This window comes from Methylovorus sp. SPW-M1, from assembly GCF_053848825.1.
On the sequence record NZ_CM132626.1, the window covers coordinates 1359240 to 1384474 of the forward strand.

26 protein-coding genes are annotated in these 25235 nt (G+C 55.0%); 15 read left to right on the plus strand and 11 right to left on the minus strand.

Annotation, left to right across the window (positions count from 1 at the left end; all coding sequences use genetic code 11):
- Nucleotides 1-17: 17 nt before the first annotated feature.
- From ACWWD9_RS06355 to ACWWD9_RS06370, 4 genes are read right to left on the minus strand one after another with little or no spacing between them, the layout of a single operon-like run.
- The gene (locus ACWWD9_RS06355; protein ID WP_455868056.1) at nt 18-788 is read right to left on the minus strand and encodes a phosphoadenylyl-sulfate reductase; all 771 of its coding nucleotides are present in this window, start codon (nt 786-788) and stop codon (nt 18-20) included.
- Nucleotides 785-1405 (minus strand): DUF934 domain-containing protein, encoded by a 621-nt coding sequence (locus ACWWD9_RS06360; protein WP_455868057.1) that lies wholly within the window; start codon nt 1403-1405, stop codon nt 785-787. The genes ACWWD9_RS06355 and ACWWD9_RS06360 overlap by 4 nt, the downstream gene beginning before the upstream one ends.
- Nucleotides 1398-3068, minus strand: coding sequence for a nitrite/sulfite reductase (locus tag ACWWD9_RS06365; protein ID WP_013442359.1), 1671 nt, complete (start codon nt 3066-3068; stop codon nt 1398-1400). Before ACWWD9_RS06365 ends, ACWWD9_RS06360 begins: the two co-directional genes overlap by 8 nt.
- Nucleotides 3069-3083: 15 nt before the next feature.
- Nucleotides 3084-3878 carry a sulfite exporter TauE/SafE family protein gene (locus ACWWD9_RS06370; RefSeq protein ID WP_455868058.1) on the minus strand — a complete coding sequence of 265 codons (795 nt, stop codon included), beginning with the start codon at nt 3876-3878 and terminating at the stop codon, nt 3084-3086.
- Nucleotides 3879-4024: 146 nt separating this feature from the next.
- Here ACWWD9_RS06370 and ACWWD9_RS06375 point away from each other — a divergent pair, with 146 nt between their 5' ends.
- The 3 genes from ACWWD9_RS06375 to ACWWD9_RS06385 are packed head-to-tail and all read left to right on the plus strand — an operon-like array spanning nt 4025 to nt 6982.
- Nucleotides 4025-4960, plus strand: coding sequence for a CysB family HTH-type transcriptional regulator (locus tag ACWWD9_RS06375; protein ID WP_455868059.1), 936 nt, complete (start codon nt 4025-4027; stop codon nt 4958-4960).
- 4 nt (nt 4961-4964) lie between these two features.
- The gene (locus ACWWD9_RS06380) at nt 4965-5474 is read left to right on the plus strand and encodes a DUF302 domain-containing protein (RefSeq protein WP_455868060.1); all 510 of its coding nucleotides are present in this window, start codon (nt 4965-4967) and stop codon (nt 5472-5474) included.
- Between the two features lie 11 nt (nt 5475-5485).
- Complete coding sequence (locus ACWWD9_RS06385) at nt 5486-6982, plus strand: helicase HerA-like domain-containing protein (RefSeq protein ID WP_455868061.1); 1497 nt, start codon at nt 5486-5488, stop codon at nt 6980-6982.
- Nucleotides 6983-7007: 25 nt separating this feature from the next.
- Here ACWWD9_RS06385 and ACWWD9_RS06390 read toward each other — a convergent pair whose 3' ends face one another.
- On the minus strand, nt 7008-7628 hold the full coding sequence (locus tag ACWWD9_RS06390) for a DUF4124 domain-containing protein (protein WP_455868062.1): 621 nt from the start codon (nt 7626-7628) through the stop codon (nt 7008-7010).
- 104 nt (nt 7629-7732) lie between these two features.
- On the opposite strand from ACWWD9_RS06390, the gene ACWWD9_RS06395 reads away from it, so the two are divergent.
- The gene (locus tag ACWWD9_RS06395; RefSeq protein WP_159355560.1) at nt 7733-8299 is read left to right on the plus strand and encodes an IMPACT family protein; all 567 of its coding nucleotides are present in this window, start codon (nt 7733-7735) and stop codon (nt 8297-8299) included.
- Nucleotides 8300-8359: 60 nt separating this feature from the next.
- On the opposite strand, the gene ACWWD9_RS06400 is transcribed toward ACWWD9_RS06395, so the two are convergent.
- The 5 genes from ACWWD9_RS06400 to ACWWD9_RS06420 form a co-directional block, all read right to left on the minus strand.
- On the minus strand, nt 8360-9028 hold the full coding sequence (locus tag ACWWD9_RS06400; RefSeq protein WP_159355562.1) for an OmpA family protein: 669 nt from the start codon (nt 9026-9028) through the stop codon (nt 8360-8362).
- 145 nt (nt 9029-9173) lie between these two features.
- Nucleotides 9174-9980: a formylmethanofuran dehydrogenase subunit C gene (locus tag ACWWD9_RS06405; RefSeq protein WP_455868063.1), complete on the minus strand. Its 807-nt coding sequence runs from the start codon at nt 9978-9980 to the stop codon at nt 9174-9176.
- Nucleotides 9977-10885 carry a formylmethanofuran--tetrahydromethanopterin N-formyltransferase gene (fhcD, locus tag ACWWD9_RS06410; protein ID WP_013442349.1) on the minus strand — a complete coding sequence of 303 codons (909 nt, stop codon included), beginning with the start codon at nt 10883-10885 and terminating at the stop codon, nt 9977-9979. The genes ACWWD9_RS06405 and fhcD overlap by 4 nt, the downstream gene beginning before the upstream one ends.
- Nucleotides 10882-12561 (minus strand): formylmethanofuran dehydrogenase subunit A, encoded by a 1680-nt coding sequence (locus tag ACWWD9_RS06415; protein ID WP_013442348.1) that lies wholly within the window; start codon nt 12559-12561, stop codon nt 10882-10884. Before ACWWD9_RS06415 ends, fhcD begins: the two co-directional genes overlap by 4 nt.
- 26 nt (nt 12562-12587) lie before the next feature.
- Complete coding sequence (locus ACWWD9_RS06420; RefSeq protein WP_455868064.1) at nt 12588-13886, minus strand: formylmethanofuran dehydrogenase subunit B; 1299 nt, start codon at nt 13884-13886, stop codon at nt 12588-12590.
- 354 nt (nt 13887-14240) lie between these two features.
- On the opposite strand from ACWWD9_RS06420, the gene ACWWD9_RS06425 reads away from it, so the two are divergent.
- The 11 genes from ACWWD9_RS06425 (at nt 14241) to fae (ACWWD9_RS06475) (ending at nt 24461) form a co-directional block, all read left to right on the plus strand.
- Entirely contained in the window at nt 14241-15251 is a 1011-nt protein-coding gene (locus ACWWD9_RS06425; protein WP_455868065.1) for a beta-ribofuranosylaminobenzene 5'-phosphate synthase family protein, read from the plus strand.
- A gap of 113 nt (nt 15252-15364) precedes the next feature.
- A complete protein-coding gene (locus ACWWD9_RS06430) occupies nt 15365-16276 on the plus strand; it encodes an NAD(P)-dependent methylenetetrahydromethanopterin dehydrogenase (RefSeq protein WP_193373532.1) in 912 nt (303 codons plus the stop codon).
- A gap of 27 nt (nt 16277-16303) precedes the next feature.
- Nucleotides 16304-17470, plus strand: a complete 1167-nt coding sequence (locus ACWWD9_RS06435; RefSeq protein WP_455868066.1) for an ATP-grasp domain-containing protein — start codon at nt 16304-16306, stop codon at nt 17468-17470.
- A complete protein-coding gene (gene mch, locus ACWWD9_RS06440; protein WP_013442343.1) occupies nt 17433-18416 on the plus strand; it encodes a methenyltetrahydromethanopterin cyclohydrolase in 984 nt (327 codons plus the stop codon). The genes ACWWD9_RS06435 and mch overlap by 38 nt, the downstream gene beginning before the upstream one ends.
- Nucleotides 18417-18437: 21 nt before the next feature.
- On the plus strand, nt 18438-19358 hold the full coding sequence (locus ACWWD9_RS06445) for an ATP-grasp domain-containing protein (protein WP_455868067.1): 921 nt from the start codon (nt 18438-18440) through the stop codon (nt 19356-19358).
- Entirely contained in the window at nt 19359-20201 is an 843-nt protein-coding gene (locus ACWWD9_RS06450; protein ID WP_455868068.1) for a triphosphoribosyl-dephospho-CoA synthase, read from the plus strand.
- Between the two features lie 354 nt (nt 20202-20555).
- Nucleotides 20556-21509, plus strand: a complete 954-nt coding sequence (tal, locus tag ACWWD9_RS06455; protein WP_013442340.1) for a transaldolase — start codon at nt 20556-20558, stop codon at nt 21507-21509.
- Nucleotides 21510-21690: 181 nt separating this feature from the next.
- Nucleotides 21691-22320 (plus strand): 3-hexulose-6-phosphate synthase, encoded by a 630-nt coding sequence (gene hxlA, locus ACWWD9_RS06460; protein WP_013442339.1) that lies wholly within the window; start codon nt 21691-21693, stop codon nt 22318-22320.
- Nucleotides 22321-22441: 121 nt separating this feature from the next.
- Entirely contained in the window at nt 22442-22978 is a 537-nt protein-coding gene (gene hxlB, locus ACWWD9_RS06465; RefSeq protein ID WP_013442338.1) for a 6-phospho-3-hexuloisomerase, read from the plus strand.
- A gap of 264 nt (nt 22979-23242) precedes the next feature.
- Nucleotides 23243-23779 carry a formaldehyde-activating enzyme gene (gene fae, locus ACWWD9_RS06470; protein ID WP_015830180.1) on the plus strand — a complete coding sequence of 179 codons (537 nt, stop codon included), beginning with the start codon at nt 23243-23245 and terminating at the stop codon, nt 23777-23779.
- Nucleotides 23780-23879: 100 nt separating this feature from the next.
- Nucleotides 23880-24461, plus strand: coding sequence for a formaldehyde-activating enzyme (gene fae, locus ACWWD9_RS06475; RefSeq protein ID WP_013442336.1), 582 nt, complete (start codon nt 23880-23882; stop codon nt 24459-24461).
- A 71-nt stretch (nt 24462-24532) separates the two neighbouring features.
- On the opposite strand, the gene ACWWD9_RS06480 is transcribed toward fae (ACWWD9_RS06475), so the two are convergent.
- Complete coding sequence (locus ACWWD9_RS06480; protein ID WP_455868069.1) at nt 24533-25231, minus strand: HisA/HisF-related TIM barrel protein; 699 nt, start codon at nt 25229-25231, stop codon at nt 24533-24535.
- Nucleotides 25232-25235 lie beyond the last annotated feature (4 nt).

Here is a 25235-nt window from a genome sequence, read left to right on the forward strand (position 1 = left end):
AGTAGTTTCAGTAAGAATTATTTCTTGACGTGCAGGCCGCATTCCTTGGAGGTCGGGTCTTCCCACCACCAGCGGCCAGCGCGGACATCTTCACCCAGGGCAACCGAGCGCGTGCAGGGTGCGCAACCGATGCTGGGATAAAACTGGTCATGCAGCTTGTTGTAAGGCACCTCATGCAGGCGGATATAGGCCCACACTTCTTTTTCAGTCCAGTCGGTCAGCGGGTTGAATTTTTCCAGCTTGTTGCCAGCATCAAATTCACGCAGTGGCAGATCGGTGCGGGTGGCGGATTGCTGCGCACGCATGCCGGTGATCCATGCTTTTTTGCCTTGCAGCGCGCGGCCCAGCGGCTCCACTTTGCGCATATGGCAGCAGGCTTTGCGCAGCTCGATGGATTCGTAAAAGGCATTCATGCCATTGGTTTGCACGTAACGCTCTACGGTTTCAAAACGCGGAAACAGTATCCTGAGCCGGGTGGCGTAAGTGCTTTCCACTTCGGCAATCAGGTCATAGGTTTCAACCGGCAGGCGGCCGGTATCCAGCGAGAAAATCTCGATAGGCAAATGCTCGCGCAGAATGATGTCGGTCAACACCATGTCTTCGGCGCCCATGCTGTTGGCAAAGGTGACTTCGTGCTGGTCACCAAACTCGGCCACGATCTCCTGCAGTTGGCCAAGCAGTGCGGCACGCTTGGCGGCTACCGTGGCAGTCAGCTCGTCGGTCAATGCCGGGCGAGTGGCTGGGTTGCTGGCCGCGACGCGCAGCACGGAAAACTCACCGCCGCTCATTGTTGCGAAGCCGGTTGCCGACTAAGGCGACGCCATACCGGCTGCTTGTCGTCCACGGCACCCTGGTAAGGCTGGCTGAAGTCTTTCAGGCTGGCCAGGGCATCTTCTGCCGAACGGTCAGCGCGAATCAGGTAGCTGTCAAAACCACAACGCTTGAGGAAGAACAGCTGGTCGCGCAGCACATCGCCAAATGCGCGCAGGGTGTTTTTGTAGCCATGACGGGTGCGCAGCAGGTTGCCAATGGAGAAAATGCGGCCATCGGCAAAGCGCTCGACATGCACGGCAATCAGCGGCAACTGGTTGATATCGTCAAATGCGCTGACCAGGTCTGCCAGCACTTCGTGCGTATCCAGCCAGATGGCCAGCTCACCTGCGGCCAGGCGTGATTCCAGCTCGCCACGGCGGGCGATCCACAAGGAGAGCGGAACCAGTATCTTGCCGGTGGCAGGGATGACGGTAGCGGCAATCTGCTCTTCGCTGTAGGTTTTTTCGCCAGTCAGCTTGAACAGCACCACTTTGCCTGCCTGCTTGCGCACGGTTTCTTCGCCCAGCACGGGCAGTTTGACCAGATTCCATTCGTCTTCAACGATGGAGGTGCCGAGGATGAGATTAGACATGAGCGGCCTCCTTCTTGGCATAAACATGGGCTTTGAACGGGGCCACGCCGATACGGCGCACGGTATCGATAAAGCGTTCTTCTTCTGTACGCTCTTGCAGATAGACATCAATCAGGCGCTGTACGACGCCAGGCATCTCTTCGGCTGCAAACGATGGCCCAATGACGGTGCCAATGCTGGCGTCATTGCCCTGTTTGCCACCAATGGTGACCTGATACCATTCGGAGCCATCCTTATCTACGCCCAGAATGCCGATGTGGCCGATATGGTGGTGACCGCATGCGTTCATGCATCCCGAGATATTGAGCTCGATATCGCCGATATCATGCAGATAATCCAGATTATCAAACTGCTGCTGAATGGCTTCTGCAATCGGAATGCTCTTGGCATTGGCCAGCGAGCAAAAATCGCCGCCTGGGCAGCAAATGATATCGGTCAGCAGGCCGATGTTAGGCGTGGCAAGGCCAGCAGCGCGGGCTTGCTCCCAGATGCTGAACAAGTCGGACAGCTTGACGTCGGCCAGAATCAGGTTTTGCTCATGCGATACACGCAATTCACCAAAACTGTATTTCTCTGCCAGATCGGCGACCACATGCATCTGCTCGGACGTGGCATCGCCTGGCGCGCGGCCATGCGGTTTCAGCGAAAGGGTTACCGCACGGTAGCCTGCTTGCTGATGTCCGTGCACGCTGCGCTTAACCCAGGCAGCAAAAGCCGGGTTGCTGGCAATTGCGCTATCAAAGGAAGCATCATGCGCAGGCAGTGTGTCGTATGGCATCTTGGTGAAATACTGTGCCACACGCTGCAATTCGGCTTCGGTAATGGTGTTGGGGCTGTCTTTCAGGTAGGCCCATTCGGCCTCTACCTGCTTGCGGAACTCATCAATGCCCAGTGCCTTCACCAGAATCTTGATGCGCGCCTTGTAGGCGTTATCGCGACGGCCATGCAGGTTGTAGACGCGGATGATGGCTTCGCAATAGGTCAACACATGTTGCCATTCCAGATGCTCACGGATCACCGAACCCAGAATAGGGGTACGGCCCAGGCCGCCACCGACCCAAACCTTGATCGCCATCTTGTTTTCGCTGTCGCGATAGAACTCGAGGCCGATATCGTGCGCCTGCACGATCGCGCGATCCTGCTTGGTGCCGGATACTGCAATCTTGAACTTGCGTGGCAAGAGGGCGAATTCGGGGTGGAACGTGCTCCATTGGCGCATGATTTCCGCCACGGCACGTGGATCGATGATTTCATCGGGGGCAATGCCAGCGAACTGATCGGTGGTGATATTGCGGATGCAATTGCCGGAGGTTTGAATCGCATGCATCTGTACGGTCGCCAGTTCGGCCAGGATGTCCGGCACGTCTTCCAGCTTGGGCCAGTTCAGTTGCAGGTTCTGGCGGGTGCTGAAGTGGCCATAGCCACGGTCGTAGCGCGCTGCGATATCGGCCAGCTTGTGCAGTTGGCGTGAGGAAAGCATGCCGTAAGGCACGGCAATACGCAGCATGGGTGCGTGGCGCTGAATGTAGAGGCCATTCTGCAGGCGTAGCGGACGAAACTCTTCATCAGTGAGTTCACCGGCTAAGTAGCGGCGCGTCTGGTCGCGATACTGCGCAACACGTTCGTCTACGATGGCTTGGTCAATTTCGTCGTATTTATACATGGATACGGCTTGCCTTTATGCTAAAACAAATTTTAAACCGATAATCAGCAACAGCGTTGCCAATACTGGGCGTAATACTTTTTCCGGGATACGCGCGCTAATGTGGCTGCCTATCCAGATACCCGGCAGCGAGCCAATCAACAGGCTGCCCAGCAGGGTGAAATCTACATGGCCCAGCGACCAATGGCCGATGCCGGCAACGGCAGTCAGCGGAATGGCATGTGCCAGGTCGGTTCCCACGACCTTGAGCGTGCTCATCTTGGGGAACAGGAACAAGATGGCGATGGTGCCCAAGGCGCCAGCGCCTACCGATGACAGTGTCACCAGCACCCCCAGAATGGCGCCCGTCAGGATGGTCGCCGGAATCTGCATTTCCTTGAAACGGCCAGTGCTCACGACGACATCTTCAATCTCGCGCGTATGCTGGCGCATCAATACGCTTCTGATCAGCAGCGCACAGGCGGTAAGGATCAACGCAATACCCAGCGAATAGGTGATAAGCCCGCTGGTTTCCTTGCCTATCGACATTAGATGCTTGATCACATAAATGGTGCCTACCGCAAATGGCAGGCTGCCCATGGATAGCCAGCTCACCACTTTCCAGTCGACTGATTTATGTGTGCCATGATGCACCCATACACCACCGGTTTTGGTGATCGCTGCAAATAACAAATCCGTACCCACGGCGACTGCAGGTTTAAAGCCAAACAAAAAAACCAGCAGTGGTGTCATCAGGGAGCCGCCACCTACGCCAGTAATACCTACCAGCAAACCTACGGCAAATCCTGAGGCAATGTAACCAAAATCCATAGAGTCAATTCGTTATTTTGTATAGGGTTTTTCAAAAAGCATTTTTTCTGAAAAAGCTTTTTATTTTATCAGTAAATCTAGCGGTATTCATAATATGTTATTCTATGAATATCTGATTTGGTTATAAGGTTGGAGCAGGATACGTCATGAAGCTTCATCAATTGCGCTATGTACATGAGGTTGCCAAGCAGGGGATGAACATATCCCAGGCGGCAGAAACCTTGCACACTTCACAGCCAGGTGTCAGCAAGCAAATTCAACTGCTGGAAGAAGAGCTCCAACTGCAGATATTTCTGCGTAATGGCAAGCGCTTGGTCGGCGTGACTGAACCGGGCAAGATTATACTGGACTTGGCCGACCGCGTCATGCGCGAGATGAACAATATCAAGCGCGTAGGCGAGGACTTCACCCAGAAGCAGGCCGGTACGCTGGTGATTGCCACGACGCACACGCAGGCGCGCTATCGTCTGCCGGTAGCGGTAAAAGCCTTTACCGAGCAATATCCCGACGTGAAACTCACCATTCATCAGGGCAATCCCTCCCAGGTGGCCGAGCAGGTAGCCAGTGGCGAGGCGGATATCGGGATTGCCACCGAAGCAATCAGCAAGGAAGAAAAACTGGTAGCCCTGCCTTGCTACGACTGGAACCGTTGCGTTGTCGTCCCTCATGGACATCCTCTGCTAACGGATACCCCGCTTACCCTCAAGAAAATCGCCCAGTATCCCCTGATCACCTACGATTTTGGTGTGACCGGCGGCTCGGTGGTCAGCCATGTCTTCGAGAAAGAAAACCTGACACCGAATGTCGTGCTCACCGCGATTGATGCCGACGTGATCAAAACCTATGTGGGGCTGGGCATGGGCATAGGCCTGATGGCGAGCATGGCGTACGACAAGGACCGCGATAGTGGGCTGGCGATGCTGGATGCCAGCCATTTATTCCCTGTCAGCACTACCTACCTTGGCTTTAGACGCGATACTTTCCTGCGAGGCTATATTTATGGCTTTATCCAATTGCTGGCGCCACATCTGGACAAAAAAACCGTCAATGCAGCCATTCAGTCTGCCAATCCTGCGGCTTAGTGTCATGAATGGTCTGCGCCTGATTCTGCAGGCTGCGCTGTTGGGATTGCTATGGAGTAACGCGCTGGCAAACGCTGCCAGCGCCATGCCGCCTGTGGACCCCGATAATGCGATTTATGAAGTCCCCGTTGAGCCCGGCGTCAGCTATGACGATGTGGTGACCAGCCTCAAGGTGGTGTCGGAAGGCGAGAACTTTGTGAATCCCGCCAATTTTCCCATTGGTGAGCACATGAAGAAACGCGGTCAGGATCCGCATGGGGTGCTGGAAGTGCGTGCATTCTGCAATCTTGGCCTGGGCGCCGAGATCATGCTGGATCATCCCGAGTTTGTTGTATTCGCCCCTTGCCGTATTGCCCTGTATGAAAAAGCCGGAAAGCTGTTTCTGGGCCTGGACCGGCCGACCTTCGATTTGAAAAACATCAAGAATCCGACCCCGCGTGCCCAACATGCCGCACGCGAACTGGAAGCCACCCTGATAAAAATCATTGATAAAGCCCGCAAGGGTGATATTTGAACGAGGAATTCATGAGCACATCGATGCTGATAGCGAAAAGCGAAGAGTTTATTTACCTGCTGCCGCGCATGGCAAACCGCCATGGCTTGATTGCCGGAGCCACAGGGACAGGTAAAACTGTGACCTTACAGAGCCTGGCGGAAGGCTTTTCGCGGCTGGGTGTCCCCGTATTCATGGCGGATGTGAAGGGTGACCTCTCGGGCATGGCCTATGCCGGTGGGAATAACCCGAAAGTGCAGGCGCGTGTTGAGCAGCTTGGCCTGGAGAACTTTGCCCTTGCGGCATGTCCGGTAACCTTCTGGGATGTATTTGGCACCAAGGGCCACCCGATACGTACCACCGTGGCCGAGATGGGGCCTTTGCTGCTGTCGCGCATGATGAACCTCAATGAGGTGCAAAGTGGCGTATTGACTGCCATCTTCAAGATTGCCGACGACCAAGGCTGGCTGTTGCTGGATCTGAAAGACCTGCGTGCCATGATCCAGCACACCTCGGAGCATGCCGCTGAATACACCGCGCAATATGGCAATATCTCCACCGCCAGTGTGGGTGCCATTCAGCGTGCGCTACTGCAACTTGAGCACGAAGGCGCAGATCAGCTGTTCGGGGAGCCTGCGCTTAATCTCGATGATTTCATGCAGACCGATGCCCAAGGGCGCGGAGTCATCAATATTCTGGCTGCCGACACGCTGTACAACTCGCCGCGTGTTTATGCCACCTTGCTGCTGTGGCTGCTGTCCGAGCTGTTTGAAAAGCTGCCGGAAGTGGGCGACCTGGATAAGCCCAAGCTGGTGTTTTTCTTTGATGAAGCACATTTGCTATTCAATGAAGCGCCCAGTGCGCTGATGTACAAGATTGAGCAGGTCGTGCGACTGATACGCTCCAAGGGCGTGGGCGTATATTTTGTGAGCCAGAACCCGCTGGACATCCCGGATGTGGTGCTGGGGCAACTGGGTAACCGTGTGCAGCATGCTCTGCGCGCCTTTACACCGCGCGATCAAAAAGCGGTCAAGGCCGCCGCTGAAACATTCCGCGCCAACCCCGGCGTGGATGTTTCCCGCGTGATTACCGAGCTGGGTGTGGGCGAGGCTCTGGTTTCCCTGCTGGATGAAAAGGGCAGCCCGGCGCCCGTGGAGCGCGCTTTTATTTGCCCGCCCGGCAGTCGGATTGGGCCTGCTACCGATGCCGAGCGCGAAGCCATTATCAAGGCCTCGGTCTTGTATGGACACTACGAAAAAAGCGTGGACCGGCTATCCGCATATGAAGTCTTGAAGGGCAGGGCCGCAGCCTCTGAAGAAACACCCAAGGAGGCGGATAGTGGTGGTTTTGACTGGGGCACTTTGTTCGGTGGAGATGCGCCAGCGTCTGGCAAGAAACCATCCGGGCGGCAGCCTGACGGTATTCTGGAAACCGTGACCAAAACCGCTGCCCGCACCATAGGTGCCGAGCTGGGCCGTCAGATCATCCGCGGGGTGCTAGGCTCATTGCTGGGCAATAAACGCAAATAAGCCACATGCAACCGGGCTGGTTGGCTTAGTTTGCGCGGCCGCCCATAGGGCTGACAGTTGCGCCTCCAGGTTGCGTATTCCCCTGCGTGTAGGGGAAGCCGAAGCCCGGTCTGTATAAATTGCGTGTGCGTTGCGTATAAGTAGGGTCGACATCTGAACTGCCGCATGCGGCTTGTACCGCGCTGATCTGTTTATCCAGCACTTCGGGGTCTCCTGCCGCGCTATCGCTTGCTTCATACGCCGCCTGCAGGCTTTTGCGTGCGGCGATACATTCGCTGGATGTGCTTTTGTCAGCCACTTGGGCCTTGCCGCTATCGGTGTTGCGCAATTTGGCTTGCCGGATCAGTTCACGTTGCTCTGCCGTAATCGCCAGACGTTCGGCCTTGGCGATATCGTTAGCCGCCAACGCTGCCTTTACCGCATCGTCCAGTTGCTGAACATAGCGATTCTTGTCGGTACTGGCAGCACCTTCTTGCGCAGGCGCCGGGTCAGCCTGAATATCCAGCTTGGTTTGCCCGGCTTTGGAAGCGCAGGGGGTATCCGAATACACCACGCCCTGACTGGTTTCGCATTTATAAACCTGCGCCATGGCTGGCGTCGCTATCGCCAGCAGAGCCAGGCTGAATAAGCATGCGGCATTTTTCATCAATACGGTTTCTTCCCATTTGGTTTTGTTATGACCGCCGCAGAGTGCGATAATTCGCCCGCAGGCAGCCACTGCCACTTCATTTTTAGATCAGGCATTTTGATTTGCAAAGAATTTTAACATCGGCCCACGCCGAGCAGACCATTAATAAATCGCGCTTCATTGCGGCAGTCGATTATTGCGAAAACGAGCGCGCCGTTGCGGCTGCGTTGCGCAAACTGGCATCGCAGCATCAGGGCGCCTCCCATCTGGCGTATGCCTTTCGCTTGAAAACCGAGCAAGGTATTGTCCAGCGCTTCAGCGATGCCGGTGAGCCTTCGGGCACAGCGGGCAAGCCCATTTTGCAGTTTCTCGAAGGGCGCGATCTCATCAATGTATGCGTGGGCGTGATTCGGTATTACGGCGGTATCAATCTGGGGACTGGCGGCCTGGCCCGTGCTTATGGTGGCACCGCCAAGATGGCGCTGGAAGCCGCCCGTACCGGGCCCTATGTCGAAATGCGGCAGTATCGCCTGCAGCTCAGTTACAACAAGCTGGATCAGTTTGTACGGGAGTTGCAGCAACGGCATGGCGAGGTGCGGGACAAACAGTTTGGTGAATATGTGCAGCTTGAGATTTCGCTGCCATTGTCGGAAGAGGAGTGGCTGATCGGGCGTTACGGCACGCCCTGATTATGCTGCGACAAGACATTGCCAAGGGTGTTGACCGCCTGGCAATGCGGGATTGCTGAGTTATTGTGGGGTCGCTGCGGCGGCTTGCGGCTCGGCAACAAAAATTTCTACACGACGATTCTTGGCGCGATTGGCATCACTGTTGTTTTCTACCAGCGGCTCATGTGAACCACGGCCTTCTGTGGTAAAGCGGCTGGAGGCCACGCCACGCGTCACCAGGTAATCGCGTGCATGGTTAGCGCGGTTGAGGGACAGAGGGTTATTCACCGCATCCGTGCCTGTATTATCGGTATGGCCGACAATCGTCACTTTGGTGGCAGGGTTGGCGACCAGGCTCTGGGCAAAACTATCCAGCACTGGACGGAAGTTGGGCTTGATATCCGACTTGCCGCTATCAAATGAAATATCGCTTGGGATATCCAGCTTCAGGCGATTATCGGCGGTCTGGCTCACTTGTACGCCCGTCCCAGCTGTGGCTTGCTCCATCTGTTGTTTCTGCTCTTCCATGCGGCGTGACCATACATTGCCGCCAATCGCACCTGCACCTGCGCCTACGGCCGCACCAATGGCAGCTCCTTTGCTACCGCCTGCCAGTGCACCCACCACCGCCCCGACTCCGGCTCCTATGCCTGCGCCTTTTGCTGTGCCTTTCTGGGTTTCGGTCATGTTGGCACAGCCGGACATCGTTAATGCCAGCAATAGGGAGGAGGTAATCAGGGGAGACTTCATGGTGTTGTTCTTTCTCGGGTTATGGATATGTATTGGGCAGATGAGCTTGAGCGAAGTTCTGCCGGAGTGGATAAATTAAAAGCGGGTGCCGGCAATAAAAAACCCGACATCAGCAAGCTGTGTCGGGTTTTAGGGTCTGTCAGTGTTATTTGAAGACGAGGATCTCACCTTTGCCGTCATTGGCAATATCGCCCGCGTAACGTTGCACACGGTTGCGATTCACGGCGGCGAACTTGGTGGGCAGATCGCGGAAGGACTTGAACATCAGGCTCAGGAAGGGCAGGGTATGCGAACCGCAATCCTGAATCGTGGCATGCAGCTTGGGCGCATTGTTGAGCAGCACCGTGCCGCGACGCATGCCATAAGCCAGATACTCGCCAGTGGTGCCCATGACGCCGATGGTACCCGCGATCATGCGCGAGGCGCAGTAGCTGCCGACATTGCCTTCGATCAGCACCAGGCCGCGGCGCATCTGGTCACCTGCGCGCTCACCCGCATTTCCAGTAATGATGACGGTGCCGCCTTTCATGCCACGGCGCTCGCCGATAATGGCCGAGGCCAGGAAGTCGCCGACATTGCCATGCACATGCAACAAACCACCCGCCATGCCGCTGGCAGCAAAGTCGCCCGCATTGCCATGCAAGACGATCTCGCCCTTGCGCAGCTTGAACGCCAGATAGGAGCCGACATTGCCGTGTACGGTAATGCGACCGCTACGCATGCCATGCCCGATGTAATCCAGGCGGTCGGTGGCATTTTTAATGACGATATCGGTGGCATCGTCACCGGAAATATCAAACAGGGCGTCAACACGCGGTTTGTCATGGCCGCTGGGCAGTTCGATCGCGGCGATGTCTGCCAGCGATTTATCAGCCAGCGCATCTGGCGTCAGCGCGCTCAGGTCGACGCGTTGCTGCGGGGCTGTTTTCAGGGTAAAGGTAAGAGCGCTCATGCGTAGTCTCCGCTCATGATTTCGCGTAGTTTGAAGAGGAATGGCCCCAGCTTGCCACCGTAATTACCGGCAGAAATGCGTTTGATGCCATTAGCGGCACCCAGCTCACAGGCCGCGGCGATCCCTACCTTCATAGCCTTGTTGATGTCGTCGGCGGTCAGGCCGTCAATCACGATTTCCATCACCGACTCGATTTCCGGTGAAAGCTCGGTCTTGGTAATACCTTTCAGCGTCGGGCAGAAAGCGTCGTTGGTGGAGGCAATCAGCGTCTTGTACTTGGAGCCGACCTTGGAGCCTGAGCGCACCACGCCACCAGGGAAAGGCATGATCACATTCGGGATTTTTTTCATGGCTTCAATCGCCGCTTCACAGGCGGCGAGGGCCTGAGGTTGCGATTCGGCCAGAATCAGGAAGTTGCCACCGCCCACGGCACGTACCATGCCGGTGGTTTCTTCGGTCATGAATTCACCATCCATTACTGGCACGCGCCAGTAGCGTTTGCCGCCAAAGACCTTGGAGGTCTGGAAGCCATCGCCAAAGAAGCGCAGGTTTTTGCCGAGGTTGATGCGGTCGCCGCCTTCCAGGCCGGAGAATGCCGCCGCCGTGGGGCAGGTCAGTACACATTGCCCCATGCGGGTTTCCAGTTGCTTCATCAGCACGGCGCTCCCCATGGCAAACATCAGGACGGAGACGCCTGGGCGGCCATCCGGCGTTTCTTCCGGTGTCAGCTCGCGCTCAATGCCGGCTTCCACGCCACAGGCAATCACCGAGGTGGCAAAACCGGTCATGGCTTGCGCAGCGTTATATGCCCATTTCAGATTCTGGGCGGTAATGATGACGCGAGTGCCGCGCATGCCGAAGGCTTCGGCGAAGGTATCGTCTATCGATACTCCATTGATAATCATGCAGTTTTCTCCCGTCTGCCCTTGCATTCCTGAACGATGACGCGGCTATGGCCGCCTTCACTGATTTCATCGGCCGACACTTTGAAGTGTTCCATATTCATGGTGTGGTAAGTGTCGAAATACTTTTTCAGGTCTTTTTCGATACCGGCACGATCAAATTCCGGCTTCACTGTGTGCGTGCTGCCCCAGGTGACCTTGACCACTTCACCATTGCGCACCACCAGTTCGCCATCCTTGAATACATAGTCTGGCTTGGCAAACATGGCTTCGCGGTCGGGATTGTCGGTGTAGACGGTAATGTCGGCACCGGCACCCACGCCCAGATGGCCGCGATCATGCAGGCCGACCAGGCGCGCAGCGCCGGCACGGGTCATGATGGCGATTTCATACAGGCTGTATTCGCGCTCAATGCTGTTCAGGGTGCTCATGGCTTGCGCATCCAGGTTCAGCTTGGTGAACATGTCGTTGCGGAAGCTCTTGTCCATCAGCAGCTTGATCAGATGTGGATAGCTGGTAAACGGCGCGCCATTCGGGTGGTCGGTCGTCAGGAAAATGCGCCATGGATCTTCGGTCAGCAGGAAGATTTCCAGGCCGATTGCCCATTGCAGGGCATTCACGAAGTTTTGATCCTTGTATTTGAATGGCACCACACCGCAGCCAGCATCGCACTCGATATCCATGATCACCGACTTCTTGGGGCTGGCATGGCTGGCATTGGCAAACTGGCGCATATTGTCGCCAGAGGCGGTGACGGTCTGACCAAACAGAATCTGGCCGACGTCAGCAGAGACATTCTTGTGCTTGTTCAGTGCTTCAGCAATCGCGGCCGCGCCGGACGAAAACTTGCGATCGCCTTCGGTGCCGTAGCTGTGGAACTGGATGTGCGTAAGGTGCACCGGGAAGCCTTCTACTGCGCCCATGGTCTTGAGCGTGGTTTCGACGTTGCCAGGTACGCCCAGGTTGTTGCCATGCACATGCAGTGGGTGAGGCACGCCCAGCTCATGCACGGCGCGGCTCAGGGCCTTGAGCACTTCACGCGGGGAGATCTGATAGTGGGCATGTTGCTCATCCAGATCCAGCGCACGCTGATTGAACTTGAAGGCGCTGATGCCGCCTGGATTCACAACCTTGATGCCAATCGCCTGGCTGGCGTGCATGATCCAGGCCACGTAATCGTTGATGGCATTCTGATCCTGTTTGGCCGCCAGCATGCGCAGGAAGAAGTCATCGCTGCCTATCATGGCGTAGCCGCCCTTGTCGATGATGGGCGTATCGCACATTTCAAGGTGGGACTGACGTGCATTGACGGGCAACAGGGCAGGCTCGAAACCGGCGGTGTAGCCCATTTCGGCATAACGATAGCCGGTGGTCAGGGTGGAAGGTGCCGCATGGCCACAGCCTGAACGGCAGAATTCGGTATGCACGGTGGGGTCAATACGGTGATCTTCGGGCAACATGGTGCGGGCGATATTCACCTTGCCGCCGCCGATGTGCGTATGCATGTCAATGGCGCCTGCCATGACCACCTTGCCGCGCAAATCGTATTCCTGACTCACGGGTTCGCCATCTCTTGGGCGTTCCACAATGCGGCCGTCACGCACATAAATGTCCATGACCTTGCCATCAATCTGATGTGCGGGGTCGTAGACCGTGCCTCCGGTAAGTTTAATCAACATAGCGTATTCCTTAAGTCAGATGCGGCCTAGAGGCCGGCTTCGATAGCGGAGAGAACGTCGCCCAGGGTGGGCAAGTCGGTCGCACGCAATTGTTTGAGTGGCAGTGCCACCGAGCTGTCGCTGCGGAATTGAATGCCTTTGGTTTCAATGCCGGGTACCGCGACCGGAATAAAGACATCCGGCTCGGTTTCAAGCTCCAGATTGGGATGGCCGATCACGATATTGGGAATCTTGCTTGCAGGTGGCAGGCGTGCCGGGTTGAAGCTGCTGATCCATACCATGGCATCTACCTGACCTTCTGCCAGCAGGCGGTCAGTAGCATAGTGATGCGGTTCGTAATCCGGGTAATCATTGCGGTAGGACATGCGGAATGGGTAGCCGCTGATCCAGGAGCTGGTGTTGTATGCGCCGACATCCCCTTCGCTGCCACTCAGTGGCAGACCGGAAGAGCGGGTCGTGGCATTCAGTTTGTCGACTATGCCGACGATGTTCTGGATAGCCAGTTCGGCATGCGGGAAGTCGAGGGCGCTGGCGGTCCAGGCGACCACGCTGTACTTGGCGGCCTGCAAGCGTTCGGCCAGCTTGGCAAGGTCGGCTACCTGTATGCCAGCCACTTCGGTGGCGATGACTTTTTTGCCCAGCAGAATGGCACGCAGCACGCCCAATACTTCGGGCAATTGCGCTACATCACAGGGCAGTACCGTGGGCTGTATGCCTTTGGGCGATACGCCATGGCTGGTATCGAGGTCGCGACCACCGAGATAAACCACTTCGCGGCTGGAGGTGTCCTGGCCAAACATGGTTTCCGGATTCCAGATGTTGCGTTCAAAAAAGCGCGAGAAATAGCTGACGATATCGGTGCCGACTACGAGCAGCAGGTCTACCCGGTTTTTCACTTCGGTCAGCGTGGTGATCTGCCAGCCCGAGTTCTGCATCACCAGCAGATTGCGCATCGAGCTTTTGCCATTCATATGGTCTATGGTCGCGCCTGATTTCTCGGCCAGATTCATCACGGCACGCATGCCCTGAATGTCTGTGCCCAGACCGCTCAGCAGTGGATGCTTGGCTCCGCCCAGGATTTCGGTAGCTTTGGCAATGGCAGCTTGCAGGTCGCTCGGCTTGCCAGCAATGCGGGGCTGGGTTGTTTTTGGGGTGTACTGGAAGAACTTGACGCCCTTGGCACATGGGTTTTTGATGACTTTCAGTGCACCATCTGCATGTCGTTCCACGCTGAGATCGTCGCAGAGCAGGCCGCAGGCGGGACAGGTGACGGCTTCAATGGTACCGGGGCTGGATAGATCGATTGCTTGAGAGAGATGCTCCATGCGAAACCTTATCGTGTAAGCGGGTACCGGAGTGCCCTAATGATGATTTCCCTGTTATTTTTTAGTGTGCGCTCGGGAGTAACGGCTGCGCATCTATTGAATCTCGGCTGAATCACGGCCTTAAGCGGCCTTGACCCTGCTTAACTGCAAGGATTATGCAGCTTAACAAAAGCCAGCGTCAAGATTGAGTTTGCATGGGATTGCGCGTGCTTTGGCTGCCTGATCGGGATTAATTCTCATCTACACCATCATGTGGTCTCGCAGGGTGGTAGAGATTGTCTTTTTCGGGATATAAAAAACGGCCATGCTGGGCTACAATAAGCCGCTTTTGCAGCCCCCAACAAGCGATCAACGATGTCTAGCGGTTACACCCATCCCTCAGTCAACACGCCCTCTGGCCTTGCCAGTGTGCATGTAAAAACCTCTGCCAGATTGCACATGGGTTTTTTTGATCTGAATGGGGACCTGGGTCGTCGCTTTGGCAGTCTGGGCGTCTCGCTGGATAAGCCATGCACAGCGCTGACGGCTTATCCAGCTGCCACTATCATGGCAGAGGGGCCCGGTGCCAAGCGGGCATTGAAAACCGCACAGCGTATCGCCGATGCCCTCAATCTGCAGGCCGGTGTGCGCATCGTGCTTTCTGAAGCCATTCCCGAACATGCCGGGCTGGGGTCCGGGACCCAGATGTCTCTGGCGGTAGGTACTGCCATTAGCCGACTGTATGGCCTCAATCTTAGTTTGCGCGATATTGCTATCCTCACGGCGCGTGGGGCCCGCTCTGGTATCGGCCTCGGTACGTTTGCCACAGGCGGCGTGATCGTGGATGGTGGCCGCAGCAGCGAGACCGATGTGCCGCCGGTGATTGCCCATGCGGACTTTCCTGATCAATGGCGCCTTCTGTTGATATTTGACCATGGGCGTACCGGCGTGCATGGCACTCAGGAAGTCGACGCATTCCGCGAGCTGCCTCAATTTCCGGCGCAGAGTGCAGCAGAGCTTTGCCGCTATGTATTGATGCAGGCTTTGCCTGCGCTGGCCGAGCATGATTTGCCCGCCTTTGGCCGCGCCATACGTGAGCTGCAGGAGCGTACCGGGGATCATTTTGCGCCAGCCCAGGGTGGCCGTTATGCCAGCCCCAGAGTGGCGGAAATACTGGATTTTCTGGCGGGGCAGGGTGTGCCATGCCTGGGACAAAGTTCCTGGGGGCCTACAGGTTTTGCAGTTTTTGCCGATGTTGAAGATGCGGAGCGTATGCTGGAAGCGTTACAATCCCGATATACTGATGAGCAAGGCATTGAATTCCTGCTGTGCAAGGGCGGCAATGCTGGCGCTGAAATTAGCGTAGTTCAGGAACTCCTGGCCTAAAAACAATTAATGAATTTTTATGCGAGTAGTGCAGTTTCAAGTAGTTATGCAGTGAGCGGGCTGGGAACAGCCTGAAATTTAAAAACAGAACCACCTTTGCGAGGGCAAGCGACATGGAAGGGACCAAAGTGGAAAAGCCGTACGTATTACATTTTATTACACCAGCTAAAAATGCCAGCCCGTTTGACGTCAATATGGCGTATGACGCTGGTTACGATGCCATCGCGCAATATACCAATGTACAACTGAGTGAAGTGACCGGCCTCGTGCAGGATGCCATTTTCTCGCGTGGCCCTCGTGGCGTATGGCGCACCGGCATGCTGATCGGTGGCCGTGATGTTGACCTGGCCATGGATATGCTGGAAACAGCCAAGAAGTCCATGGTGCCACCATTCGAAATTTCCGTATTTGCCGATCCTTCCGGCGCATTTACGACCTCCGCTGCCATGATGGCACGCGTTGAGCAGCTGCTGACCAAGTATTACGGCGGTACGCTGCAAGGCCGCAAGGTCAGCATTTTCGGCGCAACCGGCCCAGTGGGTGGTTGTACAGCAGTGATTGCATCCAAGTACGGTGCAACTGTTGAAATGGTCGCCCACCGCGCGCTGTCCGATGTGGTGGAAAAAGCCGAAGCCTATAACAAGCGTTACGGTACCAATATCCAGTGCGTGGATGGCAGCACCGATGAGCTGAAGACTAAGATTCTGGCTACCAGCGATGTTGCCCTGTGCTGTGCCGCTGCTGGCGTGCGCGTGCTGACCATCGAGCAGATGAAGACTTCCAAGACGCTGAAAGTCGTAGCGGACGTGAACGCCGTTCCACCTACCGGTGCTGAAGGCGTGGGCGTCATGGCCGACGGCGTGCTGATCGAAGGCACTGAAATCTACGGCATCGGCGCCTTGGCGATCGGTAATATCAAATATCAAACCCAGCAACGTCTGTTCAAGAAAATGCTGGAAGGTCAGAGCCATGTGTACATTGATTTCATTACCGCCTTTGAACTGGCGCGTAAAGATCTCGTATAGGTAGCTCTGAAACACCAGATTGCCATAGTGGCGGCGATTGCCCGCCCTTATGTCGCAGCAGCATCGGCAGCGGGGTATCACGTACTCGCTGCCGATGTTTTTGGTGATGAGGATACGCGAGCAGCCAGTGCCGCCTTGCTGGTGTTGCCCTATCGCGATGGTGGGTTTACCGAGGATGCGATACGCCATACCTTGATCCCGGCGCTGTCTTTGCATCAGATTCCGTATCTGTTGTACGGCAGTGGCTTTGAAACCAATCCATCCTTGCTCGACCTGCTTTCCCCGCATATCACCATACTGGGGAATACCTCATCCACTATTTCACGCTGCAAGTCTCCCCGGGATTTTTACGCCAGCTGTCTTGCCCTCGATATTCCTGTTCCTGATACCCGGTTTGCGCTTGAGTCACTTATCGATGAGCCGCTGGATGCATGGTTATGCAAGCGGGCAGGGCATGCCGGTGGCATGCATGTCACGCCTGTCGCTGCTGGCATGCCCGAACCTGAAGCGGATGTCTATTTTCAGCGCAAGATCGCGGGTCAGCCAGTCTCGCTGCTCTTTCTGGTGCATGATGACCAAGTACATATAGTCGGTTTTCAGCGTCAGCTGGTGTGTCCGCATGGCAACTTGCCGTACCGCTATGCCGGGCTGGTCGGGCCCTTGGCACTGGCGCCTGGTGTGCAGGATGCGCTTGTGCAGGCGGCGAACCGACTGACCAGGCATTATGGCTTGCGAGGGCTCAATAGCCTGGATGCGATCATGGTGGAGGATGCGATTTTTGTGCTGGAAATAAACCCGCGCTTGAGCGCGAGTCTGGCGCTATATGAGCATCAGGCCCAGTGGTTGCGAGCGCATGTGGCGACATGCTTGGTGGAGCCGCAAGTGAATATTCCTGCTGCAGCGCCATCTGGGGTGGGACAGGTGAGGGCGAATCTGGTATGTTATTCCCCCATTGACGTTGAGGTGCCGGCTGGTTTTGCATGGCCTTCGTGGGTGGTTGACCGGCCGTCAGCGGGCACGCGCATTCAGCAGCATATGCCGCTCTGTACCATCGTGGCAACAGCAGGGAATGACCGGGAAGCAGAACACCTGGCGCGCCAGCGCGCGCAAGCATTGAATGAAGCATTAAATAATATCGAACCATCAGGAGAATCACATGAGTCAAGCAGCTTTGGATGTCAGTCGTTGGCCTAGCGTTAACAAACTCACCGCGCCTCTGGTGCAATACATTCTGGATAACGCCGATGCGCTGCGTGTCGGCGTTGAGAAGCATGCGACAGGCGCAACCATTGTCGATGCTGGCATCAAATCGCCAGGTGGTCTGGAAGCTGGTCGCCTGATTGCCGAAATCTGTATGGGTGGCCTGGGCCACGTCAGCCTGCATAACTCGGCGACATTTGCCCATTGGCCATGGATGCTGTCCGTCCATTCCAATAATCCTATCCTGTCCTGCCTGGGTAGCCAGTACGCTGGTTGGAGCCTCTCACACGAAAAGTTCTTCTCACTCGGTTCCGGCCCAGGCCGTGCATTGGCCGGCCGTGAAGAGCTTTACAAAGAGCTTGGCTATCAGGACAAGTTTGACTCCGCATGTCTGGTGTTGGAGAGCGACAAGGCCCCACCAACAGAAGTGATTGAAAAGGTTGCCCGCGATACCGGGGTTGCTGCAGACAAGCTGACCTTTATCCTGACGCCTACCCGCAGTCTGGCCGGTACCGTGCAAATCGTTGCCCGCGTGCTGGAAGTCGCCATGCACAAGATTCATACGCTGCATTTCCCCCTGGATCACGTGGTGGATGGCATGGCGAGTGCACCAGTGCCGCCTCCAGCGCCTGATTTCCTCATCGGCATGGGCCGCACCAATGATGCCATCCTGTTTGGCGGCCATGCCCATATCTTCGTCAAGGGCAGCGATGAAGCGGCCGCCAAGCTGGCACAAGATCTGCCAAGCAGTTCTTCACGCGATTACGGCCGTCCGTTTGCCGAAGTGTTCAAGAGCGTGAATATGGACTTCTACAAGATCGATCCTATGCTGTTCAGCCCGGCTGCCGTCACGGTAACTGCTGTCGATTCCGGCAAGAGCTTTGTCGGTGGCAAACTGGATCAAGCCTTGCTCGATCAGTCATTCGGCTATCCTGCTTAATCGTATTTACGGGTGTTACTTTTGAATCCGCGCATCCCGGTATTTACCGATGATCCGGGCTGGCATGGCAAACGCTTGCGTGAAGCGTTTGCCGCGCGCGGTCTGGAGGCCGTGTTTGTTTCATTGAAAGATTGCCGTCTGGATATCACCCAGGGCCATGCCGGCGTGGTGATTCCAGGCTTTGATCGCTTGCCCGACTGCGCATTTGTGCGTGGCGTGCCGGGTGGTACGCTCCAGCAGGTTATCGTGCGGCTGGATGTGTTGCATGCCCTGCAAATGCTAGGTGTGCGCGTCTATAACGATGGTCGTGCTGTCGAGCGCACGGTAGACAAAGCCATGACCAGTTTTCTGCTACACCGGCATCAGGTGGTCACCCCGGCGACCTGGGTGTGCGAGTCTCGGGCGCAGGCGCATGACATCATCAACCGTGAACTTGCGGCAGGTCATCATCTGGTGATCAAGCCACTGTTTGGCTCGCAGGGCATGGGGGTGCGCAAACTGGTTCCAGGCTCTGCGCTCCCGGTGCCTATGGATGAACACGTCGACGGTCTTTATTATTTGCAACGCTACATTGATAGCGGGGAAGGGCGCTGGCACGATCACCGCGTATTTGTCATCAATGGCAAGGCCATCGGGGCGATGGTGCGGCATGGCGCCAGCTGGGTAAATAATGTGGCCCAGGGCGGCCGCTGTGAAGTGCTGCCGCATACTGGCGAAATCGCCGAACTTGCCGAGGCTGCAGCCCGCGCAGTCGATATTGATTACTGTGGGGTCGATATTATCCGTGATCGTCATGGTAAGCTGTTCGTACTGGAAGTGAACAGCATCCCGGCCTGGAAGGGCTTGCAAGGGGTGGTTGAATTGAATGTGGCCGAAGCATTGGTGGATGATCTGCTGGCAAAACTGGCAACCGAGCCTCAATTGAGTCTGGCAAGTTCCTGAATGACTATCTCAGCGAGTGAGTTGGCAGGCCTGTATAAAGAGGCCTGCCTGGCGGAGTTAAGCGCGCTGAAGCCAGGCAATGTGCATATTTTTGCGGATGGACATGGCATGGTCGTGCAGGACTTCATTGCCAGTGCGGAGGCTTCCGCCCAGCCCTTGTGCGAGCCTGGACTGACCGTGGGGCAACGCATACAGCAGGCGATTCAAGCCACCTGGTCCGCCGTTAACTGCAATACCAATCTTGGCATTGTTCTTCTCGCTGCGCCCATGATTCAAGCCTCCTTGGAAGCAGGTCTGCCTTTGAGCGCGCATGCGTTGAGTCATACCTTGCAGAGCTTGACCGTGGACGATGCCAGGCTTGCCTATGCGGCCATCTTGCAGGCGTCGCCAGCAGGGTTGGGGAGCAGCGACCGGCATGATGTACACGAAGCACCAGCCGTGACATTGCTACAGGCCATGGAGCAGGCGCAATCTTACGATCTGGTGGCGCGCCAATATGCCAATGGATATCAGGAAATCCTGCAGTTCGGGCTTGGCCGTTACCATGCGGCCATGGCGCGATGGCAACGGGAGGCCTGGGCGGTAAGCGCCGTTTACCTGGGATTTCTCTCCCGTTATCCTGACAGTCACATTGCAAGAAAATATGGCGTGGCCGCCGCCGAGCGCGTCATGCAGCAAGCGCTGGTGCATGAGCAAAACCTGATGGCGAGCGATAACCCCAAAACCTACCAGCGTTCCCTCATGACCTTTGATCAGGAATTGAAAGCGGCAAAACTCAATCCGGGAACCACGGCCGATCTTACCGTGGCTACCGTGCTGGCAGCTGCATTATTCACGCCTTGAGCCTGGCCGGGTGGAGCAGAACTTATATGTAGTAATTGCCAGAATTCGGTTATACTTGGGTAATTAACGCATGGGTCGGCTGGATGCTTGTTTCGCTGGCTCGTGCTGTGTCAGGCATGTCCGTGCCATGGGCTACAAGCCCTGTATTCACTCTCGAATACCGACGGACACGACAAACCCCGTCGTTTCTGCACCTGAATAGCCACTGAACTCAATGCCGCGGCAATCATCGCCGGTGGCATTATATTTTTCTGATGTTCCTGATACATGCCAGCGCAGCTGGCGTACAGGGCGCGAATTGTTAAGTTGTATTGTTTGGTTTGCATTATTGAATTCATTTAAAGGAGGAGCAGTATGGCTAATTTGTTAGAGCAGTTGAAAGAGATGACCACTATCGTTGCTGACACCGGCGACGTTGAAGCGATCAAGAGTGTTAAGCCTGTTGATGCCACGACCAACCCATCCCTGCTGCTCAAGGCAAGTACTTTGCCTCAATACGCCCACCTGATTGACGATGCAATTGCTTACGCAAAAGCACAAGGTGGCAGCAAGGAAGCACAAATTGAAAACGCAGCCGACAAACTGGCTGTGCTGATCGGTATTGAAATTTCCAAGGTTGTTCCTGGCCGTATCTCCACTGAAGTGGATGCACGCCTGTCCTTCAACATCGACAAGATGGTGGCCAAGGGCCGCAAGCTGATGAAGCTGTATGAAGAAGCTGGTGTAGGCAAGGATCGCGTTCTGATCAAGCTGGCATCTACCTGGGAAGGCATCAAGGCTGGTGAAATCCTGGAAAAAGAAGGCATCAACTGTAACCTGACCCTGCTGTTCGGTTTCGGTCAAGCCCGTGCCTGCGCAGAAGCTGGCGTATTCCTGATTTCTCCATTCGTTGGCCGTATCCTTGACTGGTACAAAGCCAAGAACCCAGGCACTGAATACACTCAGGAAACTGATCCAGGCGTTGTGTCCGTACGTGCGATCTACGCTTACTACAAAGAACATGGTTACAAAACCGTTGTGATGGGCGCTTCGTTCCGTAACACTGGCGAGCTGATTGCTCTGGCTGGTTGCGACCGTTTGACCGTTTCTCCTAACCTGCTGCAAGATCTGGCAGCGACCGAAGGTACCCTGACTCGCGTTCTGAGCGACACCGGTGCTAAGTCCACCCCACCAGCCAAGATGACCGAAGAAGAGTTCCGTTTCGCTCTGAACGAAGATCCTATGGCCACTGAAAAGCTGGCTGAAGGTATCCGTGGTTTCGTGGTAGACCAAAACAAGCTGGAAAAGGCACTGGCTGAAAAGCTGTAATATTGCTGACTTGAATAGCGCTAATAATCAATTTATTAGCGCTATTCACTTTATTCAAGTAGTACATAAGTGCTATTGGATTTACCTAGCTTAACGTTGACATCAACTTTGATTCCAACTTAAGATAGTTTTTCTAAAAACTAAGCACTTAATTTTTTAAACCAACTGGAGGAAGTACATCGTGGCATTAACTCAAATGGCATTAGATTCACTGGATTTTGACGCAACCGTAGCTCTGGCTACCACTGTTGCTCCACACGTGGACATCCTGGAAATCGGTACCCCATGCATCAAGCACAACGGTATCAAGCTGCTGGAAACTCTGCGCGCCAAGTTCCCAAACAACAAGATCCTGGTTGACCTGAAGACCATGGACGCTGGCTTCTACGAAGCTGAGCCTTTCTACAAGGCTGGCGCTGACATCTGCACCGTTCTGGGTACTGCTGACCTGGGCACCATCAAGGGTGTAATTGACGCTGCTAACAAGTACGGCAAAGAAGCTCAAATCGACCTGATCAACGTTGCTGACAAAGCTGCTCGCACTCAAGAAGCTGCTAAGCTGGGCGCGCACATCATCGGCGTACACACTGGTCTGGACCAACAAGCTGCTGGTCAAACCCCATTTGCTGACCTGGCTCTGGTAGCTGGTCTGAACCTGGGCGTTAAGATCTCTGTTGCTGGTGGCGTTAAGGCTGCAACCGTTAAGCAAGTTAAAGACGCTGGTGCTACCATCATCGTTGCTGGCGCTGCCATCTACGGTGCTGCTGATCCTGCTGCTTCTGCTGCTGAAATCACTTCGCTGGCTCACTAAGCATCAAATTCCAGGGATTAAACCCATCTAGGAATTTAATGTAGTGATGAAAAATCCCGACTCAGCAATGTGTCGGGATTTTTTTTGAACATCAACGCTTACCGTCATTAAGGACATTCAAATGGATCATCAACAATTTATTCTGGACAAGCTGTCCGGCATTCTCAATGTGACCGACAAGACCAAGGGTGCTGAACTCTTGAAGCTGGTTGAAGCTGCTGGCCGTACATTTATCGGTGGCGCTGGCCGCTCTTTGCTGGTTTCGCGTTTCTTTGCGATGCGTCTTGTGCACGCTGGCTACAATGTCAGCATGGTGGGTGAGGTTGTTACCCCCGCCATCAAGTCTGGCGATCTTCTGATTCTGGTTTCGGGCTCTGGTGGCACTGAAACTCTGTTGCCTTTCGTGAAGAAAGCCAAGTCGCTGGGTGCCAAGCTGGTTGTTATCTCCATGAAGAAAACATCGCCTATGGCCGATGCTGCTGATCTGGTTATCCAGATTGGTCAGGATGACAGTTTCCCACTGACCAAGGGTATGCCGATGGGCTCCCAGTTCGAGCTGTCCACTCTGATTTTCCTGGAAGGCGTTATCTCTGAGCTGATCCATGCCAAGGGCCTGACAGAAGAAGGTATGCGCGCTATCCACGCTAACCTGGAGTAATCTTGAAGGCCTTCGGCATGTATTTTTCATGCCGGAGATAAAGAAAAACCGCAGTGTGCCGTTAACAAAGGCAACTGCGGTTTTTTTATTGTGGCGATGAATATATTGGAAGCCTTCAATTAGCCTGCATCCGGCCGCGCTTTTGTGTATAATTAGCGCAAAATTTTGATGGCTTGACGTTAAACAGACGGTAGGCTAGGTATGGCACCGCTAACCAAGCGATGCTATTTTTGTTTCTGCGGAAACTTTTATTTGGAGAATGAAATGGCTGTTATTGATCGTGTTCTAGTGGGTGAAGCTCTTGTGATTGACAACCGTCCTGACGGTAGCGGACTCGACCTCTTGAATGTTGCCCACATCGACTTGATCATCGGGCCACGTGGTAGCGCTGCAGAAGACGCTTTCTGCCGTACCCTGACCGACCAAAAAGAAGGTGTAAATGGTTTGCTGGCTGTTGTGGCTCCTAACATGATGACCAAGCCAGCTACCGTGATGTTCAACAAAGTGACCATCAAGAACGGCAAGCAAGCTGTTCAAATGTTTGGCCCAGCTCAACGCGGCGTTTCCATGGCTGTGATGGACTGCGTTGCTGACGGCACCATTCCTCAAGACGAAGCTGATGATGTGTTCATCTGCGTTGGCGTATTCATCGATCACAAGGCTGATATCGATGAGCGTATCCAAGAGTGGAACTACCAAGCTACCAAGCAAGCTATCAAGAGCGCTGTCGCTCGCGAGCCTAAGGTGGCTGATGTGCTGAAGAACTACAAAGCTTCTGCCCATCCTTTCCAAGCTAAGTAAGTCCAAAAGCGCCCCACACAATGGGGCGTTTTTCATTAAGGCACAGTTGCTCTTGTAGCTTCTGTGCCTTCTCTTTGCCAGTAAAAACAGAGGATTAATCATGTCCATACTGGATCGTCTATTTACATTGTTTTCAACGAAGCCCGAGGGCAAGGCGTCATCTGCGCATGTGATTGATCGCGTGCTGGTAGGCGAGGCTCTTGTCATTGAAGACATGGATCTCAAAAATGTGTCCCATATTGAGCTGATCATCGGGCCGCGAGGCAGTGCTGCCGAACGCGCTTTCACACGTACGCTGACAACCCAGCGACGTGGCATCAATGGCTTGCTGGCAGTGGTTGCGCCCAATGTCCGCACGCAACCCGCTACCGTGATGTATAACAAGGTGACGATCAAGAATGGCAAACAGGCTGTTCAAATGTTTGGTCCGGCACAACGCGGAGTGGCGATGGCGGTGATGGACTGCGTTGCAGAAGGGACTATCCCGGAAAATGAAGCGGACAATCTCTTTATTTGCGTTGGTGTCTTTATTGATGCCAAAGCAGACGATGACCGGAAAATCCAGGAATGGAATTACCGGGCTACCAAATTGGCTCTGGAAGGGGCCATCAAGCGTGAGCCTAGCGTCGATTATCTGCTGAAAAACTACCAGGCATCCAGGCATCCATTTCAGGCCAAATAATACTTAGCTGAATAATCCTGTTCGGGAGGGTTCAGCCAGATCTGACAAGTGCAGATTTCCTGATGGTTTGGCTACAGGCTGATGTGTGCAATATCCTGGCTGCTGATTTGCCCTGAGTGCAGGGCGCTTGCCACCAGAGCACCTGCGATGCCTTGTTCGCGCAGTCGCTGTAAATCGTTAATGTCCCTGACCCCGCCAGCCCCGTAGAGTTTGCCATGCTGTGCCATGCCTACGAGCTGTTGCAACCGAGCATGGTCTGGCCCTTGATTACTGCCAACATTGGCAAGCGTCATGCCAATCACTTGCTGCGGCCAAAGCTGGGGATTATCAAGCAATCCTTCCGGTCCCTGATAGCGATCCCCACTAAAATCCAGCGATAACACATGGGCAACGCCCTCGCTCATCAAATCTTGATAGGCGCCAATATCCGGCAAGCTTTCACTGCCGATCACAGGGGTCACTTCAAGTCCAGACCACGGTAGAAGATCGCGATGGTTTTTGAAGCCAGCATCCAGCCAGATGCGCAATTGAGGATAATGCTGGCGGATAAGTGCGATCTCATCCACATGGGCGGCCTTGCCCTGAATCGCGTTCAAATCGGCGATGTAGAGCGTATCAAACGGATATAATTCAAGCAGTGCCCGGGTGATGGCTAGCGGCTCGCTGCTGTCGCACAGGCCGGACTCAATGGGGCGGTAATGTTGCCGCTCCCCACGCTTTGCGTGCACGACGTGGTGCTCAAGAAGATCAATAACGGGGATGATGTTCATGTTG